This window comes from Nocardioides carbamazepini (assembly GCF_024614185.1).
In the GTDB taxonomy this organism is placed as follows: Bacteria; Actinomycetota; Actinomycetes; order Propionibacteriales; family Nocardioidaceae; genus Nocardioides; species Nocardioides carbamazepini.
The window spans coordinates 673,079-692,946 of the sequence record NZ_JAHTLF010000016.1; the positions used below are offsets into that span (position 1 = coordinate 673,079).

Consider the following 19,868-nt stretch of genomic DNA (forward strand, 5'->3'; position numbering starts at 1 on the left):
CATGGGCATCTTCGACGTGGCCTTCCTCGTGTCGGTGCTGACCATCGCGGCCCCCGTCCTCCTCGCCGCCACGGGCGAGCTCGTCTCGCAGCGAGCGGGCGTGATGAACGTCGGGCTCGAGGGCATCATGCTCGCCGGCGCCTTCAGTGCCTACGCCGCCATGACGGTGACCGAGAGCCTCCTGATCGGCTTCCTCGGCGGCATCACCGGAGGTCTCGTCGGGGCCGTGCTGATGGGCGCGCTGGTCATCGAGGCCAAGGTCGACCAGATCGTCGCGGGCATCGCCATCGGCGTCCTCGGCTACGGTGTCACCGCGTTCCTCGACCAGCGCCTCCTGCCCGAGCCGCACACGTTCGAGCCGCTCGAGCGGCTCGCGATCCCGGGACTCTCCGCGATCCCGGTCCTCGGCGACGTGGTCTTCCGCCAGGACCTGTTCCTCTATGCGACGTTGCTGATCGTGGCCGGCACGGCGTTCGCGCTCTACCGGACCACCTGGGGCATCAACCTGGCCGCGGTCGGGGAGACCCCGGTCGCGGCCGACGCGGCCGGCGTGAGCGTGCGGGGTGTCCGCTGGGCCGCCGTGCTTGTCTCCGGAGCGATGGCCGGCGCCGCCGGCGCGTACGTCTCGGTCGGTGACGTCGGGGTGTTCCGCGAGGACATGACGGGTGGCCGCGGCTATCTGGCGATCGCGGCCGTCCTCTTCGGCATGTGGCGGCTGCGGGGAGTGGTCCTCGCGGTCACGATCTTCGCGTGCACGGACGCCGTGCAGCTGCGACTCCAGTCCATCGACGCCATTCCCCGCGAGGTCTGGCTCGTCGCCGCGCTCCTGCTGGTCCCGGTCGTGGTGCGCGCCCTGGCGTCCGTCCGGTCCGTCCGCGGCGGGCCGCTGCATGCCGCGCTGCGGCCGGGGCCGGCCGGAGGCGTGCTGATCGTGCTCCTGCTGGCTGTGTTCGCGGTCCGGCCGCCCGACATGAGCCTGCCGGCCTCCCTGTGGCTGGCGATGCCGTATGTCCTCGCGCTGGTCGCCCTCGCGGCTGCCGGAGCCTCCCGTCATCAGGCGCCCTCGGCGCTCACCATCCCCTATGTGCGAAGCGAGGCCTGACGTGATCACCGACGTCCACACCCACTACTGGACGCCCGAGCACCAGAGCCCGCCGTGGACCGACGGACTCTCCCGCGTGGCACGCAAGCACGCCGCGGTCGAGATCGACCGGGTGACGGTGGACAGCTATCTGCGTCAGGTCTCCCCGGCGGAGCGGACCATCGTCTTCGGACTCCAGGCCGCCGCGGCCGGGATGTGGGTCCCGAACGACGCGGTCGTCTCGTTCGTCGAGGCCGTCGGCGGCCAGACCGTCGGCTTCATGTCGGTCGACCCCACCCGGGCGGACGCGGTGGAGGAGGTCGAGCGGTGTCACCAGGACCTCGGCCTGGTCGGCATCAAGCTCGGCCCGATCTACCAGGGCACCTCGCCCCTGCACCCGCTCTATCTCCGAGTGTTCAGCGCCGCGGAGCGGCTGGGGCTCCCGGTGATGATCCACCAGGGAGCGATCTTCACCGACAGCGGCCGGCTACGCGACGCGAGCCCGGCGCTGCTCGACGACATCGCGCTCGCCTTCCCGCGGCTGCGGATGATCATCGCCCACCTCGGGCACCCGTGGATCTACGAGACCGCGGTGGTGATGCGCCGGCACCCCCACGTCTATGCCGACACCTCGGCGCTCCCGAACCGCCCCACCGTCCTGGCCCACGCCCTCACAGCGGTCAAGGAGTACGGCGTGCTCGACAAGGTGCTGTTCGGCAGCGACTCCCCGATGGTCGGCGCCGCGAGTGCCGTGGAGGCGCTGCACCGGATCGCCGCGCACACCCAACGCCACGCCATCACGCCGATCACCGACGACGACCTGCACGACCTGCTGCACCGACCGTCGTTCGACCTGCTGGGCATCTCGGCGCCGTCGGCGCCGATTCCCCGCCCCGAGGACTCCATCACCCCCACCCCCGAAGGGACCACCCGTGACCACGCCCACCGCTGACTCGGCTGCCTCCGCCGATCCCGCCCCGTTCCTCGACGGCGAGGCGGTGCTGCGCGGCGACCTCCCCCGCGAGATCGACATGGCCCCGATCGAGTCGGGGACGCCGGTCGCCTACGAGCGGGTGGTGTCCGACACCGCCGACGGCTTCTTCGCGGTCTGGGCCTGCGATGCCGGGGTGTACCCCCGGCACAAGGACCGCCGCGGCTCCTTCATGTACTTCACGGAGGGTGCCGGCACCATCGTCGACAGCGACGGAACCACCCACGAGCTGACCGCGGGGTCGATCCTGGTGCTGCCCTACAGCTGGATCGGCCACTGGGACATCCGCCGGACGATCCGCAAGGTCTACCTGCACAGCACGCCGGTGGCTCCGCTGCCCACCGAGCCGGTGCCCTCGACCTTCGTCGACGCGGCGACCGTGGCCGGCCCGCTGCCCGACGGCGGCCTCGTCGCCTTCGACGGCCCCGACGGTCGCTGCCTGGTGACCGAGGAGCCGGTCGGCGACCGGCGCTACGACGGCGACGACCGGGCCCGCTTCCTCCACGTGCTCTCCGGCGCGGCGCGCCTGGAGGGCGATGACGGCACGGTGCGCCGGCTCGACAGCGGCAGCGTCGTCGCCCTGACCGCCGACTGGAGCGGCGCACTGACCGTGACCGAGCCGCTCCGGCTCCTCACCGTCATCACCATCACCACCCCCGCCCCGTGACCCTGACGCCGACCCCGACAACAGCAGGAGCATTCGCATGAGCAAGCTCGTCCCCGACGATCCGTACGCCGCCTGGACCCCCGCCCCGGGCCTGGACGTGACCAGCGCCGACCTCGTCCACGGCGCGGAGGTCCCGCTGCCCTTCCGCGATCCCGAGATCGGGGGGAGCCACATCTCGCCGCAGCTGTCGTGGAGCGGGTTCCCGGAGGGGACGAGGAGCTTCGCGATCACCTGCTACGACCCGGACGCGCCGACAGGCGTCGGCTTCATGCACTGGGCCGTCGCGAACATCCCGGCCGATGTCACCTCGCTGGCCCGCGGCGCGGGCACGGCCGACGGGATGCCCGCCGGCAGCCTCACCTTGCCCAACGACGTCCGGATGCGCCAGTACGTCGGCCCGAACCCCCCGCCCGGCTCCGGACGCCATCGCTATGTGTTCCTCGTCCACGCCGTGGACGTCCCGGTGCTGACGATCCCGGCCGACCTCACGCCGACGGTGCTCGGCTTCAACCTCCACTTCCACACCCTCGCTCGCGGGCACCTGACCGGGTGGGTCGACTCGGTCACCGCCGGCTGAGACATTCGTCAGCACAGCCAGAGTTCAGGAGAGTCATCATGAGCACCACTGCCTCGCGTCGTGCCGAGATCGCAGGTGCGGGCTTCGCCGGCCTGACCGCGGCGATCGCCCTGGCCCGCACCGGCTGGAGCGTCCGCGTCCACGAGCAGAACGACACCCTGCGCGACTTCGGCGCCGGGATCCTGCTGTGGCGCAACGCGATGCTCGCTCTCGAGGTGATCGGCGTCGCGCCGCGGATCAGGGCGGAGGGCGTCGTACCCGACGCCTACGCGACCAGCCTGAACGGCGAGGCGTTCGACCCCGAGCTGGCCGGCTACCCGTACTGGGCGATCACCCGGCCCCGGCTGCACGCCATCCTCGTCGATGCCGCCCGCGAAGCGGGGGTCGAGCTGGTCACCGACTCGCGGGCCGTGGCGGCCGAGCCGTCCGGCGTCCTGGTGCTCGAGGACGGCACCCGGATCGCCGCCGATCTCGTGCTGGCCTGTGACGGCGCCGGATCGGCTGTGCGCAACTCGCGTCCGGAGCTGGCCCAGGAGCGCAAGAGGTACCAGGACGGTGTCTGCCGGGTGCTGGTGCCACGGCCCGAGGAGTTCCGCGGCGAGGAGTGGGACCGGGTCATCGACTTCTGGACGCTCGAGCCGGACGCGATGCGGATCCTCTTCATCACGACCGGCCCCGACACGATCTACCTGGGCATGATGGCCACCACCGACAACGAGAGCGCCTCCCGGATCCCGATCGACCCCGAGGTGTGGTCGGCCAGGTTCCCCCACCTCGCGCGGGTGATCGAGCTGGCCGCCGAGGCCGAGGGCGGGCGTCACGACGCGTACCAGACCAACCGGGTCGAGCCGTGGTCCGCGGGCCGGGTCGTGCTGGTCGGCGACTCCGCGCACGCCATGTGTCCCGCGCTCGGCCAGGGCGCGAGCGTCGGCATGGTGAACGCCGTCGAGCTCGCCCACGTGCTCACCGAGCACGACGATCTCGACACCGCGCTCGCAGCGTGGGAGGAGCGGCAGCGGGCGATGACCGACGCCGCCCAGGCCCGCAGTGCCTACATGGCGGAGACCCGCACCCTGGCCCGGGGGAACGGGTTCACGCCCGAGGTCATGGAGACCGCGAACTTCGAGCTCGCGGCCGCGACGGACGAGCACCTCGCGGTCTACCCCGTTCCGCTCGTCGCGACGGATGCGCCGTGACGGAGGGATTCGGCCCGCCGTCGACGATCCGGCTCGGCGACGTCGAGATCACCCGGATCCAGGAGTACGCCGGGCCGAGCACCGGCACCCCGGGGATCCTGTTCCCGGACGCCGAGCCGTCCTACTGGAGCGACAACGCGGACTGGCTCGACCCCGCGTTCTACGACGCCGCGTCGGGGACGCTGCGCACGGTCCTCAACAGCTGGCTGATCCGCAGCCAGGGGCGGCTGATCCTGCTCGACACCGGCGCGGGCAACGGCAAGGAGCGCCCGTACGCCCCGGTGTATGCGCACTTCGACAACCCGTACCTCGACCAGCTCGCCGCCGTCGGCGTCGCGGCCGAGGACATCGACGTCGTGATCAACACGCACCTGCACGTCGACCACGTCGGCTGGAACACCCGGATCGAGGGGCGCTCGTGGGTACCGACCTTCCCCCGCGCGACGTACCTGATGCCGGCGGCCGACGTCAGCTTCTGGAACCCGCTCGAGAACCCGCGCGCTCCGGGCGACGGCAATCAGAACGTCTTCGAGGACAGCGTGCGGCCGGTCCTCGACGCCGGCCTGGTGCGACAGTGGCGCGACACCCTCCGGCTCGACGAGAGCCTGGTCCTCGAGGCGCAGCCGGGGCACACGCCGGGCTCGTCCGTGCTCCGTGTCGAGAGTGGCGGCACCGGAGCGCTGTTCGTCGGCGACATCCTCCACTCGCCGGTCCAGGTCGCCGCCCCGGACGTCAACAGCTGCTGGTGCGAGGACCCGCCCCGGGCGCGGTCCGCACGGCGCCGGGTGCTCGGTGAGGCGGCCGAGCGCCGGCTGCTCGTCTTCCCCGGCCACTTCGGGGGCCACTCCGCCTGCACCGTGCGGGCCCAGGGCGACGGCTTCGCCGTCGACGGCTGGGCCGACCTCGGCCTGATCTAGATCCCCTTCCCCTTCCACGAAAGGAAACCACCATGAACAACGACCTCTTCGAGACCGGACTGGCCAACCGCCGCGCCGTCCTCGGCGCCGACTACGTGGACGCGTCCCTCGCCGCCGCCACCGACTTCTCCCGCGACCTGCAGGAGTACGTCACCCAGTACTGCTGGGGCGACGTGTGGAACCGGAGCGGGCTCTCGTTCCGGGACCGCTCCCTGGTCAACCTCGGCATGCTGACCGCGCTCAACCGCGGCCACGAGCTCAAGGCGCACGTCCGCGGCGCCCTCAACAACGGCGTGACCCGCGACGAGGTCAAGGAAGTGTTGATGCAGACGGCGTTCTACTGCGGCGGTCCCGCCGCCCTCGAGAGCTTCCGCCTTGCCCAGGAGGTCTTCACGACGATGGATGCCGAGGCCGCCGCCAAGGAGTCCGGCGCGTGACCCTGCCCGTGATCGGCTTCGTCGGCCTCGGCAACATGGGCCTGCCCATGGCCGACCGTCTCTGCGCCGCCGGCTACCCGCTCGTGGTCTCGGACGTCGCACCGGGGGTCGCGGCGACCTTCGCAGACGGGCATCCCGGCACGGTGGCCGCGACCGGCCCGGCCGACGTGGCCGACTCCGACATCGTGATCCTGATGCTGCCGAGCTCGGCGGTCGTCGAGGCCGTGCTCGGCGGCACGGAGGCCGCCGCGGGACTCGCGGAGGCGCTGCGCCCGGGCGCGCTGGTGGTCGACATGGGCTCCTCGGAGCCGGCGCGCACCCGTGCCCTGGCCGCGCGGCTGGCGGCTCTCGACGTACGCCTGGTCGACGCACCGGTCTCCGGCGGCGTTCGGGGCGCGACCGCCGGAACGCTCGCGGTGATGACGGGGGGCGCGCCGGAGGACCTCGCCGAGGTCGCCCCGCTGTTCGCGCACCTGGCCGGGACAGTGGTCCACGTCGGTCCGGTCGGCGCGGGCCACGCGGCCAAGGCCCTCAACAACCTGGTGTCGGCGGCCAGCGTGTCGGTGACCGTCGAGGCACTGCGGGTGGCCGAGGGCTTCGGCATCGCGCCCGAGACGATGACCGAGGTGCTCAACGGCTCCTCCGGCCGCTCGAACACCAGCGAGAACAAGGTGGTCCAGTTCATGACCAGTGGGACCTTCCGCTCCGGCTTCGCGCTGCAGCTGATGGCCAAGGACGTCCGGATCGCGCTCGACCTCGCGCGCTCCCTCGGCTGTCGCACCGACGTCTCGGACCGGGTGGAGCAGCAGTGGAGCGCGGTGGCCGCCGACGTGCCCCCGGCCACCGACCACACCGAGATGTACCGCCTCGTAGGAGGAGCCCGATGACGACGATGCCCACGGACCCGCCCGCCGACGGACTGGGCGACGGACTGGGCGACGCACTGGGCGACGCTCAGGAAGCCGTCGACGAAGCGTGCCGGGCCGCCGCCGCGGCGGCGTACGGATGGCGACACACCGAGGCGTTCGCCCGCGGCCGGGTGCTGATGGCCATCGCGCGCCGCATGCTCGCCGATCTCGACGAGCTGGTGGCGACGGAGTGCGCCGAGACCGGCAAGCCGGCCGCGCTGGCGGAGGCGGAGATCCGTGGAGCGGCCGACTACTTCGAGTTCTACGCGTCCCTGGTGCATCTGCCCAGCGGCGACGTGCTCGACGTACGTCCGGATCTCCACGTCTACACCATGCGCGAGCCGTACGGCGTCGTCGGCGTCATCACGCCCTGGAACCTTCCGCTCAACCAGGCGGCGCGTGCCTGCGCCCCGGCCCTGGCCGCCGGCAACGTGGTCGTCGTCAAACCGGCCGAGACCACGTCCGGCACCACCCTCGCCCTGGCCCGGATGGCTCTCGAGGAGGGGCTGCCACCCGGCGTGCTCACCGTGGTTCCCGGGCCAGGCTCGACGGTCGGCACCGCGATCGTCGAGCATCCGCTGGTCCGCAAGGTGGCGTTCACCGGCTCCGTGCCCGTCGGGCAGAGCATCGGCCGGATCGCCGCCGAGCGGATCCTGCCCCTCACCCTGGAGCTCGGCGGCAAGTCGGCCAATATCGTCTTCGCCGACGCCGACCTGGACTTCGCCGCCGCAGAGGCCGTGCGCGCCTTCACCGGCAACGCGGGACAGGTGTGCTCGTCGGGGACCCGGCTGCTCGTCGAACGCAGCGTCCACGACGACTTCGTCGCGCGCGTGGTGGCCCTCGCGCGCAGGCAGCGCCCGGGGCACGAGCTCGGCCCGATGATCACGGACAAGCAGTTCGAGACGGTCCAGCACTACTTCCAGGTCGCGGCGGAGGACGGCCTCGTGCCGGCCACGGGCGGCACGGTCGCGGTCGCTCCCGGGCTGGCCGAGCGGCGGTACGTCGAGCCGACCGTCTACGTCGGTGTCACCAATGACATGCGCATCGCCCGGGAGGAGGTGTTCGGCCCGGTCCTGGCGGTGATCGCGTTCGACACCGAGGACGAGGCCGTCGCCATCGCCAACGACTCCGACTACGGCCTCGTCGGGGGCGTGTTCACCGCCGACATGTCCCGCGCCTTCCGTGTCGCGCACGCCATCGAGGCGGGACAGGTCTACATCAACTCGTGGTCGACGCAGTCGGTGCAGATGCCGTTCGGTGGACACAAGGCGAGCGGCTACGGTCGGGAGAAGGGGATCGAGGCGCTCGCCCACTATTCCCAGGTCAAGAGTGTCAGCGTCCGCATCGACCCGGCGCCACCACGGACGGCCGCGCGTTCGTCGTGAGCACGACGGTGTGGAAACCGGCATCTCGGCGCAGGAGCCGGACGGCGCCACCACGGCGTCGTACTGCTCGGAGTAGGCGAACCGACTCGTGCCAAGGGGGTTACGGGACGTCGTAGCGTGCTCGCATCTCCTCGCCCGCTGCCGGGCCGGCACGGAACGCGAAACGCGGGTCGGATACGGGCAGCCCGGTGACGGGATCGATCGTCTCCGGTTCCACCTCGCGGCCGGTCTCTGTGTCGACGAGCACCATCGCACGCTCGGACGGAGCGAGCTGCTCGTTCCTCCACGCGGCCATCGCCACCAGGATCGGCCGCAGCGAGCGTCCGAGGTCGGTGAGCACGTACTCATGCCGGACCGGTCGCTCTTGGTAGGCGCGTTTGGCGAGGATGCCGTTGTCGACCAGGGTCTTGAGTCGCGTCGTGAGCATGCTCGAGGACAAGCCGATGTTGGCCTCGAACTGATCGAAGCGGGTGTACCCGTCGAAGCAGTCGTGCAGGATCAGGATCGTCCACCACTCGCCGACGTAGGACATCGCCGTCGACAAGGGGCACTCGCGGTCCTCGGCTCGGACGTGCGCAGACACTCGGTTCCTCCTCCGGATGGGTGGTCGGGCCGCGGCGTTCGACGACCGCGCCTGTGACTGCTAATCTAGCAGCGACAATGACTGCGAAAATAGAAGTAACTGCTTCGGGTGCGGAGCCGATCTTGTCGACGCCCCGAGCGATCGTGACGGGCGGGGAGCCGAGACCGTGCGGCGGAACCATCCGCACCGCCTGACCAGCCCACGCGCCCCCCCACGAAAGGGAGAACCCCATGACCGACACCTTCGCCGACTATGCCCCCTCGGCGCTCCCGGCCCCCGTGCTCGCCTACCTGGACGCCCATGACGAGAACCGTCACGCCGACGCCGCGGCGGTCTTCGCGCCCGACGCGACCGTCCTCGATGACGGGAACATCTACGAGGGCATCGAGGCGATCACCGCCTGGATCGAGACAGCCGCGACCGAGTACACCTACACCAGCACCCGCGTCGGCCAACAGATGACCGACGACGCCCACGCGGTCGTTCAGATCAGGCTGGACGGGAACTTCCCCGGCGGCACCGTCACCCTCCGCTACCAGTTCGAACTCCACGCGGGACTCGTCAACCGGTTGGCGATCGAGGTCTGACCGTTCCTCGGCTGATGAGTGGTTCAGCCCCAGAACTGGTCCTCGACCGCCTGGTTCTCGCCGATCAGCCAGATCTCCGCGATCCGGTCGCCCTCGACGCGGAACACGTCGACCCCGTGTTGGTCGAGATCTGCACCTCCGTCGCGCCGGGCCGCGAACCGCACCGTCGTTGCCACCAGGTTGCCGCTCTCGGTGGCCGACTCGGTCTCCAGGGTGAACGTGCCGCCGCTGAGCTCCATGAACCTGCCCAGGTGCGCCACGACCGCCTCGGGTCCCACATGGTCACCCGAGAGCTGATTCGTCCCGGGCTGGTGCCACACGACATCGTCGGTCAGGCTGGCGGCCAGCGCCGCCATGTCCCCGGCCGCCACTGCGGCCCCGTACCGTCCCACCACGTCAATCGCCGACATGCTCTTCCTCCCGGTTTCTCGTCGATAGCCTGAGACTCCAGAGTGGCGAGACAGGCGCGGTTACTTCAACGTCACCGCCCAGGAGGAGACCATGACCCGCGAATGGACGGTGTTCTCCGCCCAATGCCCCTCGCGCCAATCGCTCGCGCGCATCGCGAACAAGTGGACCGCGATGATCATCATCCTGCTCCACGAACAGCCCCTGCGATTCGGCGAACTCCACCGCGGAGCGGACGGCATCACCAAGAAGGTCCTCGCCGACACGCTCCGTGCGCTCGAGCGTGACGGCATGATCGACCACGCGACCCACTCCGACGGCCACGGCCGCTACGAGCTCACCGAGCTCGGCCGCACTCTGCACGAGCCATTGCGAGCGTTGCAGGTCTGGGCGGAATCCCACGTCGAAGACGTGCTCGACGCACAAGACCGCTACGACACCGCCGCAGACGAGCAGACTCTCGGCCACTGACCGCACGGCCCAACGCCACCTTGTTGAGGCGACCCGTCCGGCGCCGGGTGTCGAACTTTGATCCAACTGAACCCATCTCTAACGGATCTCCCCCGTAGAACCGCTTAGTTGACGCGGACGCCTTGTATGTTCCGACGACGCTGCCAGCGTTCATTGGAGGTTTGTTCAATCCCGCTGGCGGCGTGACCTGGCTCACGATGAAGTGACCCAGCGAAGCAAGGAGTGGCCATGGCCGACCACGCGGACTCCTCGATCACCATCGAGCAGCACGGCGTCGACACGATTCCCGACCGCGACCGGACCGGACGACCACGAGACGTGGTCAACATCCTGATCGGGTCGAACCTCTGTCTCGGCGTCGTCATCTTCGGATGGCTGCCGGCCACCTTCGGCCTGAGCTTCTGGGAGAGCGTGACCGCGCAGGTCTTCGGGACGCTGGCCGGCTGCCTGCTCGTGGCCCCCCTGGCGCTGGTCTCCTTCCGCACAGCGACCAACCTGTCGACCAGCAGCGGCGCGCAGTTCGGCGTGCGTGGCCGGCTGCTCGGATCCGCGATCGGCCTCGTCCTCTCCCTTGGGTACGCCGCGCTCACCGTGTGGACCGGCGGCGCGGCCGTCGTCGGACCGCTCCAGCGCCTCTTCGGCACCCCCGACGGCAACGGCGCCTACGCTCTGGGCTACGTCGTGCTCGCGGCGGGCGCCGTGCTGGTCGCGGTCTACGGCTACCGCCTGCTCGCCAGGATGAGCGCCTTCCTCGCCGTCATCATGACCGCGCTGATGATCGCCGGCGTGGTGGCCTTCGCCCCGCAGTTCGACACGGCTCCCGTGCTGGACGACGGCTACCTGCTGGGGGACTTCTGGACCACCTGGCTGCTCGTCTTCGTCGCGGTGGGGATCTCCGGCCCGATCGCGTTCATCACCTTGCTCGGCGACTACACCCGCTATGTCTCGCCCAGCCGCTACTCCCAGCGCACCGTGCTGGCCGCCTCCACCGGCGGCATGATCGCCGGGGTCCTCATCGCCCAGCTCTTCGGCACCTTCACCTCGTTCGCCGCCCGCGACGCCGACGACTACGTCGGCGGCCTGGTCGCGGCCGCGCCGTCGTGGTTCCTCGTCCTGCTGCTCGTCAACGGCGTCTTCGGCACCGTGGGCAACGCGGGCGTGCTGTTGTACTCGATGGGTCTCGATCTGGACGCCATCGTGCCGCGGGTGACGCGGGTGCAGGCGACGGCCGTGGCCTGCCTGGTGTCGACGGCCCTGGTCTTCGTGGGCTACTTCCTGTGGGACGCCGCGGACGCGGTCACCGCGTTCGTGCTGCTGATGACGGCAGCCGGCACCCCGTGGGCGGTGATCACCCTGATCGGCTTCCGGCGCAGCCGCGGTGTCTACGACGCCGACGCGCTGCAGGTCCTCAACCGACGTTCTCGAGGCGGCGTGTACTGGTTCACCCACGGCTTCTCGATCCCTGCCGTCGTCTCCTGGGCGCTCGGTACGACGGTGGGCCTGCTCTCGGTCGACACCACGATCTGGCGCGGTCCGCTCATCGACGCGACCGGCGGGGTCGACATGAGCCCGTTGCTGGCCGGCATCACGGCGGCGGTGTCGTACCTGGTGCTGAGCAGGCAACAGGCCCTCGTCCCGGCGCCCACGGGGCCCTCCCTCGAGCCGTCGGCAGCCGGGACTGACGGCTGATCGAAACTCAAAGAAACATGTGAGTCGAATTCAGCGGATCGTGATCGCTGACGCATGTCGGCGGCGGCCGGCGGCGCCGCTCCGGCCTTCTCTCTCCTACGATGGCGGGCATGACCACCGCCCGGGCCGCGTCCAAGCGCGAGCTGACCCGCGCCCAGATCCTCGACGCCACCGTCGCCGTGATCGCCCGGGAGGGCACGGCCGGGGTGCGGATCGACGCCGTGGCCGCGGCCGCCGGGGTGTCGACCGGGCTGATCTACTACCACTTCTCCAGTCGGCAGGTACTGGTGCGTGCCGGGCTGGCCGAGGCGCTGGAGCGCTACCCGTCCCAGCCTCGTTCGCCCGGGGGGCGGGAGCCGCTCACCCACCTCGTGGAGGAGCTGCAACGCCACATCGGCCTGCCCGAGGACGACGGCGAGAGCCGCGGGCGGGTCCGCACGGCGGGCCTGCAGGCGGCCGTCTTCGACCCCGAGCTGCGCCCGGCCCTCACCCACTCCACGGAGCTCTGGGAGGCGGTCGTCGCCCGGCTGGTGGGCCGGGTCCGGGGAGCGAAGGCGAACCCGGTGGCCGACGCGAGCACGGCGGAGATGCTCACCGCGATCGGCGACGGCGTGCGCCAGCGGGTGCTGTCCGGCACGCTGCCCCGCGCGGACGCCGCGCGGCTGATCGCCTCGATCGTGCCCGTGCTCGTCGCCGGCGGTGCGGCATGAGCACCACGGGGGACGAGTCGAGTCGGGGCCGGATCCTCGCCGCCACCTGCCAGGTGATCGGAGGGCAGGGCATCGCGTCCTTCGCGATCAAGGACGTGGCCGAGGCGGCCGGGGTCACCCCCCAGCTCCTCTACTACTACTTCCCGAACCGGGAGGCGCTGGTCGCGGCGGCACTGGAGTACGCCAACGACCAGGCGCCGTCGGTGAACCTGCTGCCCGGCGACACCGGCGGCCGGGGGTTCGACGCGGTGCGGACGGCGCTGCTGGCCGAGTTCGACGAGGCGCCCAGCGTGCGCAACCTCAACGTGCTGTGGAACGAGGTGGCCACCCTCTCGACCCAGTACCCCGAGCTCCAGTCGACGCTGGAGCGGGTCACCGCCGGGTGGGACCAGCAGATCACCGTCGGGGTGCTGCGAGGCATCGTCGACCGGTCGTTGCGAGGTGACCTGGAGCCCAGCCTGATGGCCCAGGTGCTGACGTGTGCCGTCGAGGGACTCAGCCAGCGATGGCTCGCCGGTGTGACCAGCGGGGAGCAGGCGCGGGCAGCGCTCGAGCTCGTCCTCGCGGCGCTGGCCGGACCGGTCCCGGACGGGGCCTGACGGGTGCTCGTCCAGGAGCTGGTCCGCGCGCGGCACCTCGACCTGAGGGTCGAGGTGGAGGCGGACCTCGGGCGCTCCGTGCGCTGGGTGCACATCATCGAGGTCGCGGACCCGGGCAGGTTCCTGCGCGGTGGGGAGGTGGTCCTCACCGCCGGGGTGTGGCGCTCGAGCGGGGTCACCGCCGACCACTTCGTGGCGGAGGTCGCCGCGGCGGGCGCGGCTGCCATCGGCTACGGCCTGGTCGACCCGGACGAGACCTGGCCCGACGACATCGTCGTCGCCGCCGCCGAGCACGGCCTGACCTGCTTCGTCGCGCCGGTATCGACGCCCTTCGTCGCCATCGTCGAGACGTTCGTCGCCAGCAAGCGCGCCGAGTGGGAGGCGCCGCTGCGCCGCCAGCTGGACCACCACGAGGCGATGGTGTCCGCCCTGCGTGCCGAGCGCGGCGTCATGTCCGTCCTCCGGGCTCTCGGCCGGCTCCTCGGCCGGCCGGTCGCGCTCCGCACCCACGGCGTCCTGTACGGCGAGCCGCCCGAGCCCTCCCACGCGGCCCCGCTGATCGGCACCGGCCTCGCCGATGCGTCGCTGCTCCTGCCCGAGCCGATGGCGGAGCTGGAGGTGGGCGCCCAGGCGGCCGTCTCGACCGCGATGCCCTTCCTCGCCCTGGAGCTCGAGCGCGAGCGAGCGCTGCGGGCCACGGAGCAGCGCTACGCGCTCGAGGTGCTCGACTGGATCGAGGCGGGCAGTGGTGACCAGGCCGCGATCGGGCACCGGCTCGAGCTCCTCGGTGTCTCCTCGGCCCAGCCGGTGGCGGCTCTCGTCATCCGGGGCCTCGGGGTCGAGGAGGTGGCGGCTTTCGTCGGTGCCGGCGACCTGGTGGTGGAGCGGGCGACGGAGATCGTCGTCGTGACCTCCCGGCCGCCGGAGGCCGGACCCGTCGCCGGCTACGTCGGTGTGGGGCAGGCAGGTGCGGTCGAGCACCTGAGGCTGAGCATCCTCCAGGCGCGCCGGGCGGTCGAGGTGCTCGTCGCGCGCGACCGGCACGGTTGGCTCTCGCACGACCAGCTCGCGAGTCCGACGCTCCTGCTCGACCTGCAGGACCCCGCGCTCCTCCGCGCGACCGGGGAGGCCGTGCTCGGCGAGCTGATCGCCGCCGATGCCGGGCGTGGCACCGACCTGCTGCACAGCCTGGCGGTGTTCCTCGACCACGGCGGCCGCTGGCAGGAGACGGCCGACGAGCTGCACGTGCACATCAACACCCTCCGGCACCGCCTGAAGCGGGTCGAGGAGCTCACCGGCCGCAGCCTCGCCTCCACGGCGGACCGGGTGGACCTCTTCCTGGCCCTGCGCCTGCACCGCTGAGCCGGTCCTCGGCTCGGCCCCGCGCCCTGTGGCGGAGGCGCTGTCGAGTGCGCCCGCGTTCCTGGAGACGCATTCAGAGATTCCTATTGACCCGTTCAGTTTTCTGTGACTAAGGTCATGCAACCGTCGCGTCGGCGGTTCTGGAGAGCGGAGGAAGATGGTGGGAGTCCACGAAGCTCGTGTCCGGCCGAGGAGCCGGTTCCGAGCCCTGCCCGGGACGGCGGCGGTCGCCGCGCTCGCGGTGCTCGCGGTGCCCGCGCTGACGGCGCCGGCGCAGAGCCGGCCCGAGCAGGCGCCGCAGGCGCAGGCGGCCCCGACGCCGGTGACCAAGCAGGCCGCGGCGCGCAAGGCCGCGCTGAAGATCAAGATCCCGGGCGGCCAGAACGTCCAGGTCGCGCCGGGACAGTCGACCGACGTCAAGGTCAAGGTCGTCAACAGGACCGACCGGCCCGCGCGCAAGGTGCGCATCCAGGTGCAGACGGCAGCGGACATCGTGGCGGTCCCCGCCACGCTCCGGGTCGGGCGGATCAAGGCCAGGCGCGCCCGCTCCGTCACGGTGCGGCTGAGCCTGCCGGAGCTCGCCGAGGGCTTCAGCCCGGTGACCTTCACGGCCAAGGGCGTGCGCACCAAGTCCAAGAAGCGGACCATCCAGTTCGGCCCGGTCTCCAACCTGCCGGCGATGACCCCGTCCGCCGACACCGTGTTCCTCGACGGCAAGGTCGTCCAGTACCGCGGCACCGGTGCCGCCTTCGCCCGCGCCGTCGCCGTACGCGACGGACGGATCGTCTACGTCGGCAGCAACCTGCAGGCCCGCCGGTGGATCGACAGCCACACCAAGGTGGTCCCTCTCGGTGGCCGGACCCTGATGCCCGGTCTCGGTGACGGTCACCTGCACGGTGTCCGCGCGCCGCAGTGCGACCTCGGCTACGAGGGCGGCACCATCGAGACGGTCCTCGGCAAGATCAAGGACTGCCTGCAGCGGGCCGATCAGGCCCCGCACCTCGCGAGCAACAACCGGCTCAGCGTCACCAACTTCATGGGCGAGGGCATGCTCCCCGCGGGCACCCGCCTGGACCGGCACATCCTCGACCGGCTGAGCAAGACCCCGGCGGAGGACCCCTTCGGCACGGGCACGACCCGCCCGATCGTGGTCGGCCACATGGACGGCCACAAGAGCTACACCAACACCCAGGCCATCGTGAACGCCGGGCTCGACGAGGACACCCCCGACCCGAGCGACGGGTTCATCGGTCGGGGCGAGGACGGCTACCCCAACGGGCAGTTCGCCGACTTCAGCGCCAACTGGGGACCGTCGCTGCCCAGTGCGCCGGATGCGGCGTACCTCGGGCTGGTCGAGAACATCGAGCGGGCGAACAGCTACGGCATCACCCAGGTGTTCCGGCCGGGTGGCAGCCAGGCGGACCTGGACCGCGCGAAGCGGCTCGCCGACGAGGGCAAGCTGACCGTGCACCTCAACCAGGGCCTGTCGGCCTCCGACGTCCGCGGGGTCGACGCGGCCGAGGCCGCGTCGATCGTCGACGGCCTCAACGCGCGGCGCGACCAGTTCGACGGCTACGCGAACCCGGCCAGTCCCGGTGAGCTCGCGGTGGACTCGGTGAAGATCTTCTGCGACGGCGTCCCGGAGTTCCCGGGACAGACCGCCGCGATGGAGCAGCCGTACCGCGTCAACGTCGGCACGCCGGAGAACCCGCGTTGGGTGTCGGGCGACAGGCGCGGCGAGGAGCCGTCGTGCGAGGACGGCACGGTCGGCTTCACCGAGCTCGACCAGGAGCACTGGACCATCCACGTCCACTCGCTCGGCAACCGCTCGACGCGGGTCACTCTCGACAACTTCGAGCGGGCGAAGGCGCAGAACCCCGCCTGGGACCGGCGCCACACCATCACGCACCTGCAGTTCGTCAACGAGGAGGACGTCGCGCGCTTCAAGGAGCTCGACGTGGTGGCGAGCATGTCCCTGCAGTGGGCTCAGCGTGACGCCTGGTCGACGGAGGGGATCGAGGGCTACCTGACGCCGAAGATCCTGTCCCGGCTCTACCCGGCTCGTGAGCTCCTCGACGCCGGGGTGACGGTTGCCGCCGGATCGGACTGGCCGGTCACCGACCTGATGCCGTGGACCCAGATCGAGACCGCGATCGACCGCACCGGTGAGGTCAGCGCGGCCAAGGCGATCTACCCGGGCGCCCTCAACCCGGCGCAGGGCATCAGCCTGGTCGAGTCGCTCAAGGCGTCGACCCTCGGGGTGGCCTTCCAACTGCACCAGGACGACCGGACCGGGTCGATCGAGACCGGGAAGCTCGCGGACCTGATCGTCATCGACCAGGACCTCTTCAGCATCCCGACCGAGAAGATCTCCGACACCAAGGTGCTGCTCACCATGCTCAAGGGCCAGGTCGTCTACTCCAGCCCGACCACCCCCTTGAACTGATCCTCCACCCCGACGTCGCGGGGACGAGCGGACTGCTCGTCCCCGCGATGCCGCCAGCACGAGACGAGACGTTGCTCTGATGTCGCTCAACCGGAGACGAGCCGCGATCGCCGGCGGTGCCGCGGTTCTGGTCGTCGTTCCCGCTGCCGTGATCCTCGCTCGCGGGGAGTCGCCGCCCCCGGCGGACTCCCCGTCCGGCGGCCCCACCGTCGCGGTGGAACGGGCGGAGGTGGCGCCGGACGACCTCCCGGACCTGGTCTTCGCGGCCAACCAGGCCGAGGGCTTCCGCCTGCTCGCGGTCGAGCCCGACGGCACCGGCCGGGTGGACCTCACCGGGACGCGGGGCATGTACCCGGCCTGGTCGCCGGACGGCAGGCGGCTCGCCTATGTCGGCGAGCACGAGGCCACGACCGGCACCCAGCTCGCGGTCCGGGTGATCGAGGAGGACGGGACGATCCGGACCGTCACCACAGGAACCCAGGTTCCGTCCAACCTCACCTACCGGACCGGGGCCGAGCTCTACTACGAGGCGTCCCTGCAGGCGACCTCCGGCGCCACCGGGATCAGCTCGACGACCTCCATCGACGCCGTGGCCACCGACGGCGGCAACCAGCGCACGGCCGTCTACGAGCGCGGCGCCACCTACCACCCGGCCTGGTCGCCCGACGGTGAGCGACTCGCCTATGTCAGCTCGCGGCCCCGTGCCGCCTGCGGCGCCGAGGGGCAGGAGCGGCAGCGCTGCGACCAGCCCCTCGTCGTACGGACGGGGGAGCGGAGCGTCGATGTCGTCGACCGCGGCATCGCCGCCAACCCGGCCTGGTCACCCGACGGGGAGCGGATCGCCTTCTCCTGGCGGGAGGGCAGGCGGCTCGCGATCTGGCTGGTCGAGCCCGGCGGACAGCCGGTGCGCGTGACCGAGGGCCGCGGTGAGGACGAGCCGACCTGGTCGCCCGACGGCAGCAGCATCGCCTTCACCCGGGACTGCGACGTGTGGGTGCAGGAGGTGGAGGGCGGTGTCGCCCGCAATGTCACCACGACTCCCGACATCTGCGAGATCTCTCCGGCCTGGCGCCCTGGGGGCGAGCGATGACCGCTCAACAGGTCGCCGAGCCGCCCGGCGAGACCGCCCGGCGCAGCCGCGGCGCAAGGCCGGCCTGGGTTCCGCTCGTCGTGGTGCTGACCCTGGTCGCGGTGCTGCGCGCGGTCGACGTCCCGGCCGTGGGCTGGCTCAACAACTTCCTCCTGGTCTATGTCGGCCTGCTGGTCGAGGCGGTGCCGTTCGTGCTGCTCGGCGCGGCCGCTGCCGCGGCGATCGAGGTCTACGTCTCGCCCGAGGCCTTCGGGCGCCTGGCCCGCGCGCCCCGACCGGTCCAGGTGGCCGTCGCGAGCTGCGGCGGCCTGGTCCTGCCCGTCTGCGAGTGTGGCTCCGTGCCGGTCGCCCGGCGACTCCTGCTGCGTGGCCTGACCCCGGCGGCAGCCATCACCTTCATGCTGGCCGCACCGATCGTGAACCCTGTGGTGATCCTGTCGACCTGGTTCGCGTTCCGCGGCCGCACGAGTGAGGGGCTCATGGTCGGCGGCCGGGTCGCCCTCGGTCTCACCATCGCCGTCGTGACCGGTCTCGTCATGGCCCGGGCGCTCCAGCGCTCTCCCGTCGCCGGGATCCGTGACGCCGTGGGTCACGAGCACGAGCACGGCGCCACCGGGAACCGGCCGCGGCTGTTCGCGGAGCACACGGGCGCGGAGTTCCTCGGGATGATGAAGTACATGCTGATCGGGGCGGGTGTCGCCGCGGCGCTGCAGACGTTCATCCCGCAGCGGAGCATCGACACGGTCGCCGGCGCGACGCTGCTGGCGATCCCGGCCATGATGGCCTTCGCCTTCGTCCTCTCCCTCTGCTCCGAGTCCGACGCCTTGTTCATCGCGTCGTTCGTGCAGTTCAGCCCGGCCGCGCAGCTGGCGTTCCTCGCCTTCGGGCCGATGGCCGACACCAAGCTCTCCGCGATGTACGTCGGCGCACTCGGCCCCGCGCACGCCCGTCGCCTCATCGTCACGGTCACCGTGACCACCCTCGTCCTGTGCCTGTGGCTCCAGGCCGCCCTGGTGGTGCTGTGAGGTCCTCCATGCCGTTCCAGACATCTGCCGTCCTCGCCTCGTGGGCGGCACTCTTCGTCTACCTCGAGCTCTCCGGCCGCTGGTCGGAGTTCCTCGCCGCGCGGGTCGCCTGGATCGTCCCCGTCGCCGCGGTGCTGTTCGGCGTCGCTGCCCTCGGCCAGGCTGCCGTCGCCCTGTGGGGCGGACGGAGCGTCGTCACCTGGTCGGGCGCGAGCCTGTGCGCGGCAGGTGTGCTGCCCGTGCTCCTGGTGATGGCGGTGCCGATCGACCCGCTGTCGAGCTTCGCCGCGGACCGACGCTCGGCGTACTCCAGCGCGACCTTCGCCTCCGTCGCCCCGCCGAAGCACGGCGAGAGCCTCACCTTCCAGCAGCTGGTGGCCGCGAGCGCGTCCGCCGAGACCCGCGCGGCGCTCGCGGACCGGGCGGGCGAGGCGGTCGAGCTCGTCGGCCTCGTCACCGCACCGGACGGCGAGGGGTTCCTGCTGACCCGCTTCGTGGTGGCCTGCTGCGTCGTCGACGCGACCGTCGCCCAGGTCGAGGTGCGCCCGGCGGCGACCGGTCCGCTCGAGGAGAACGCCTGGGTCCGGGTGTCCGGCCGGCTCGCACTCGGCAGCGACGGCGTCCCTCGCCTCGACGACGCCAGCGTCGAGGCGGCGGATCGGCCGGACCCGCCGTACCTCTACCCGGGCGGCTAGGGAAGGGCGCCCCACCCGGCAGAGGTGGGGCGCCCCGTGCATCC

General features: G+C 71.5%; 21 protein-coding genes. 19 read left to right on the top strand and 2 right to left on the bottom strand.

Features of this window, described 5'->3' with window-relative positions; translation table 11 throughout:
* Position 1: 1 nt before the first annotated feature.
* From KVF89_RS15820 to KVF89_RS15860, 9 genes are read left to right on the top strand one after another with little or no spacing between them, the layout of a single operon-like run.
* Entirely contained in the window at positions 2–1,102 is a 1,101-nt protein-coding gene (locus KVF89_RS15820; RefSeq protein ID WP_257426929.1) for an ABC transporter permease, read from the top strand.
* Position 1,103: 1 nt separating this feature from the next.
* Entirely contained in the window at positions 1,104–2,033 is a 930-nt protein-coding gene (locus KVF89_RS15825) for an amidohydrolase family protein (protein ID WP_257426930.1), read from the top strand.
* Positions 2,014–2,739 (top strand): cupin domain-containing protein, encoded by a 726-nt coding sequence (locus KVF89_RS15830; RefSeq protein WP_257426931.1) that lies wholly within the window; start codon positions 2,014–2,016, stop codon positions 2,737–2,739. Before KVF89_RS15825 ends, KVF89_RS15830 begins: the two co-directional genes overlap by 20 nt.
* A 37-nt stretch (positions 2,740–2,776) precedes the next feature.
* Positions 2,777–3,316 carry a YbhB/YbcL family Raf kinase inhibitor-like protein gene (locus KVF89_RS15835; protein WP_257426933.1) on the top strand — a complete coding sequence of 180 codons (540 nt, stop codon included), beginning with the start codon at positions 2,777–2,779 and terminating at the stop codon, positions 3,314–3,316.
* Between the two features lie 38 nt (positions 3,317–3,354).
* The gene (locus KVF89_RS15840) at positions 3,355–4,512 is read left to right on the top strand and encodes an FAD-dependent oxidoreductase (RefSeq protein WP_257426934.1); all 1,158 of its coding nucleotides are present in this window, start codon (positions 3,355–3,357) and stop codon (positions 4,510–4,512) included.
* Positions 4,509–5,429 carry an MBL fold metallo-hydrolase gene (locus KVF89_RS15845; RefSeq protein WP_257426936.1) on the top strand — a complete coding sequence of 307 codons (921 nt, stop codon included), beginning with the start codon at positions 4,509–4,511 and terminating at the stop codon, positions 5,427–5,429. The genes KVF89_RS15840 and KVF89_RS15845 overlap by 4 nt, the downstream gene beginning before the upstream one ends.
* A gap of 32 nt (positions 5,430–5,461) precedes the next feature.
* Positions 5,462–5,866, top strand: a complete 405-nt coding sequence (locus KVF89_RS15850; RefSeq protein WP_257426937.1) for a carboxymuconolactone decarboxylase family protein — start codon at positions 5,462–5,464, stop codon at positions 5,864–5,866.
* Entirely contained in the window at positions 5,863–6,753 is an 891-nt protein-coding gene (locus tag KVF89_RS15855) for an NAD(P)-dependent oxidoreductase (RefSeq protein ID WP_257426939.1), read from the top strand. The genes KVF89_RS15850 and KVF89_RS15855 overlap by 4 nt, the downstream gene beginning before the upstream one ends.
* The gene (locus KVF89_RS15860) at positions 6,750–8,159 is read left to right on the top strand and encodes an aldehyde dehydrogenase family protein (RefSeq protein ID WP_257426941.1); all 1,410 of its coding nucleotides are present in this window, start codon (positions 6,750–6,752) and stop codon (positions 8,157–8,159) included. Before KVF89_RS15855 ends, KVF89_RS15860 begins: the two co-directional genes overlap by 4 nt.
* A 100-nt stretch (positions 8,160–8,259) precedes the next feature.
* Here KVF89_RS15860 and KVF89_RS15865 read toward each other — a convergent pair whose 3' ends face one another.
* Positions 8,260–8,742: a winged helix-turn-helix transcriptional regulator gene (locus KVF89_RS15865; protein WP_257426942.1), complete on the bottom strand. Its 483-nt coding sequence runs from the start codon at positions 8,740–8,742 to the stop codon at positions 8,260–8,262.
* A gap of 230 nt (positions 8,743–8,972) precedes the next feature.
* Between KVF89_RS15865 and KVF89_RS15870 the strand changes: the two genes are divergently transcribed.
* On the top strand, positions 8,973–9,329 hold the full coding sequence (locus KVF89_RS15870) for a nuclear transport factor 2 family protein (RefSeq protein ID WP_257426944.1): 357 nt from the start codon (positions 8,973–8,975) through the stop codon (positions 9,327–9,329).
* 23 nt (positions 9,330–9,352) lie between these two features.
* On the opposite strand, the gene KVF89_RS15875 is transcribed toward KVF89_RS15870, so the two are convergent.
* Complete coding sequence (locus KVF89_RS15875) at positions 9,353–9,739, bottom strand: nuclear transport factor 2 family protein (RefSeq protein ID WP_257426946.1); 387 nt, start codon at positions 9,737–9,739, stop codon at positions 9,353–9,355.
* A 91-nt stretch (positions 9,740–9,830) separates the two neighbouring features.
* Between KVF89_RS15875 and KVF89_RS15880 the strand changes: the two genes are divergently transcribed.
* From KVF89_RS15880 to KVF89_RS15920, 9 genes are all read left to right on the top strand, one after another.
* The gene (locus KVF89_RS15880; protein WP_257426948.1) at positions 9,831–10,208 is read left to right on the top strand and encodes a winged helix-turn-helix transcriptional regulator; all 378 of its coding nucleotides are present in this window, start codon (positions 9,831–9,833) and stop codon (positions 10,206–10,208) included.
* A gap of 228 nt (positions 10,209–10,436) precedes the next feature.
* Complete coding sequence (locus tag KVF89_RS15885; RefSeq protein ID WP_257426949.1) at positions 10,437–11,897, top strand: purine-cytosine permease family protein; 1,461 nt, start codon at positions 10,437–10,439, stop codon at positions 11,895–11,897.
* 110 nt (positions 11,898–12,007) lie between these two features.
* The gene (locus tag KVF89_RS15890) at positions 12,008–12,607 is read left to right on the top strand and encodes a TetR/AcrR family transcriptional regulator (RefSeq protein WP_257426950.1); all 600 of its coding nucleotides are present in this window, start codon (positions 12,008–12,010) and stop codon (positions 12,605–12,607) included.
* Positions 12,604–13,206 (top strand): TetR/AcrR family transcriptional regulator, encoded by a 603-nt coding sequence (locus KVF89_RS15895; protein WP_257426952.1) that lies wholly within the window; start codon positions 12,604–12,606, stop codon positions 13,204–13,206. The genes KVF89_RS15890 and KVF89_RS15895 overlap by 4 nt, the downstream gene beginning before the upstream one ends.
* Before the next feature lie 3 nt (positions 13,207–13,209).
* On the top strand, positions 13,210–14,568 hold the full coding sequence (locus KVF89_RS15900; protein ID WP_257426954.1) for a helix-turn-helix domain-containing protein: 1,359 nt from the start codon (positions 13,210–13,212) through the stop codon (positions 14,566–14,568).
* Between the two features lie 157 nt (positions 14,569–14,725).
* Positions 14,726–17,014 (top strand): amidohydrolase, encoded by a 2,289-nt coding sequence (locus tag KVF89_RS15905; protein ID WP_257426956.1) that lies wholly within the window; start codon positions 14,726–14,728, stop codon positions 17,012–17,014.
* A gap of 79 nt (positions 17,015–17,093) precedes the next feature.
* Positions 17,094–18,104 carry a TolB family protein gene (locus tag KVF89_RS15910; RefSeq protein WP_257426957.1) on the top strand — a complete coding sequence of 337 codons (1,011 nt, stop codon included), beginning with the start codon at positions 17,094–17,096 and terminating at the stop codon, positions 18,102–18,104.
* Complete coding sequence (locus KVF89_RS15915) at positions 18,101–19,129, top strand: permease (RefSeq protein WP_257426959.1); 1,029 nt, start codon at positions 18,101–18,103, stop codon at positions 19,127–19,129. Before KVF89_RS15910 ends, KVF89_RS15915 begins: the two co-directional genes overlap by 4 nt.
* Positions 19,130–19,137: 8 nt before the next feature.
* Positions 19,138–19,824, top strand: a complete 687-nt coding sequence (locus KVF89_RS15920) for a TIGR03943 family putative permease subunit (RefSeq protein ID WP_257426961.1) — start codon at positions 19,138–19,140, stop codon at positions 19,822–19,824.
* Positions 19,825–19,868: the final 44 nt, after the last annotated feature.

Coding starts and splice junctions, on each gene's coding strand:
- KVF89_RS15875 (WP_257426946.1), bottom strand. CDS start 9,739: ATGTCGGCGATTGACGTGGTGGGACGGTACGGGGCCGCAGTGGCGGCC.
- KVF89_RS15910 (WP_257426957.1), top strand. CDS start 17,094: ATGTCGCTCAACCGGAGACGAGCCGCGATCGCCGGCGGTGCCGCGGTT.
- KVF89_RS15820 (WP_257426929.1), top strand. CDS start 2: ATGGGCATCTTCGACGTGGCCTTCCTCGTGTCGGTGCTGACCATCGCG.
- KVF89_RS15840 (WP_257426934.1), top strand. CDS start 3,355: ATGAGCACCACTGCCTCGCGTCGTGCCGAGATCGCAGGTGCGGGCTTC.
- KVF89_RS15885 (WP_257426949.1), top strand. CDS start 10,437: ATGGCCGACCACGCGGACTCCTCGATCACCATCGAGCAGCACGGCGTC.
- KVF89_RS15880 (WP_257426948.1), top strand. CDS start 9,831: ATGACCCGCGAATGGACGGTGTTCTCCGCCCAATGCCCCTCGCGCCAA.
- KVF89_RS15915 (WP_257426959.1), top strand. CDS start 18,101: ATGACCGCTCAACAGGTCGCCGAGCCGCCCGGCGAGACCGCCCGGCGC.
- KVF89_RS15870 (WP_257426944.1), top strand. CDS start 8,973: ATGACCGACACCTTCGCCGACTATGCCCCCTCGGCGCTCCCGGCCCCC.
- KVF89_RS15860 (WP_257426941.1), top strand. CDS start 6,750: ATGACGACGATGCCCACGGACCCGCCCGCCGACGGACTGGGCGACGGA.
- KVF89_RS15850 (WP_257426937.1), top strand. CDS start 5,462: ATGAACAACGACCTCTTCGAGACCGGACTGGCCAACCGCCGCGCCGTC.
- KVF89_RS15920 (WP_257426961.1), top strand. CDS start 19,138: ATGCCGTTCCAGACATCTGCCGTCCTCGCCTCGTGGGCGGCACTCTTC.
- KVF89_RS15835 (WP_257426933.1), top strand. CDS start 2,777: ATGAGCAAGCTCGTCCCCGACGATCCGTACGCCGCCTGGACCCCCGCC.
- KVF89_RS15890 (WP_257426950.1), top strand. CDS start 12,008: ATGACCACCGCCCGGGCCGCGTCCAAGCGCGAGCTGACCCGCGCCCAG.
- KVF89_RS15895 (WP_257426952.1), top strand. CDS start 12,604: ATGAGCACCACGGGGGACGAGTCGAGTCGGGGCCGGATCCTCGCCGCC.
- KVF89_RS15905 (WP_257426956.1), top strand. CDS start 14,726: ATGGTGGGAGTCCACGAAGCTCGTGTCCGGCCGAGGAGCCGGTTCCGA.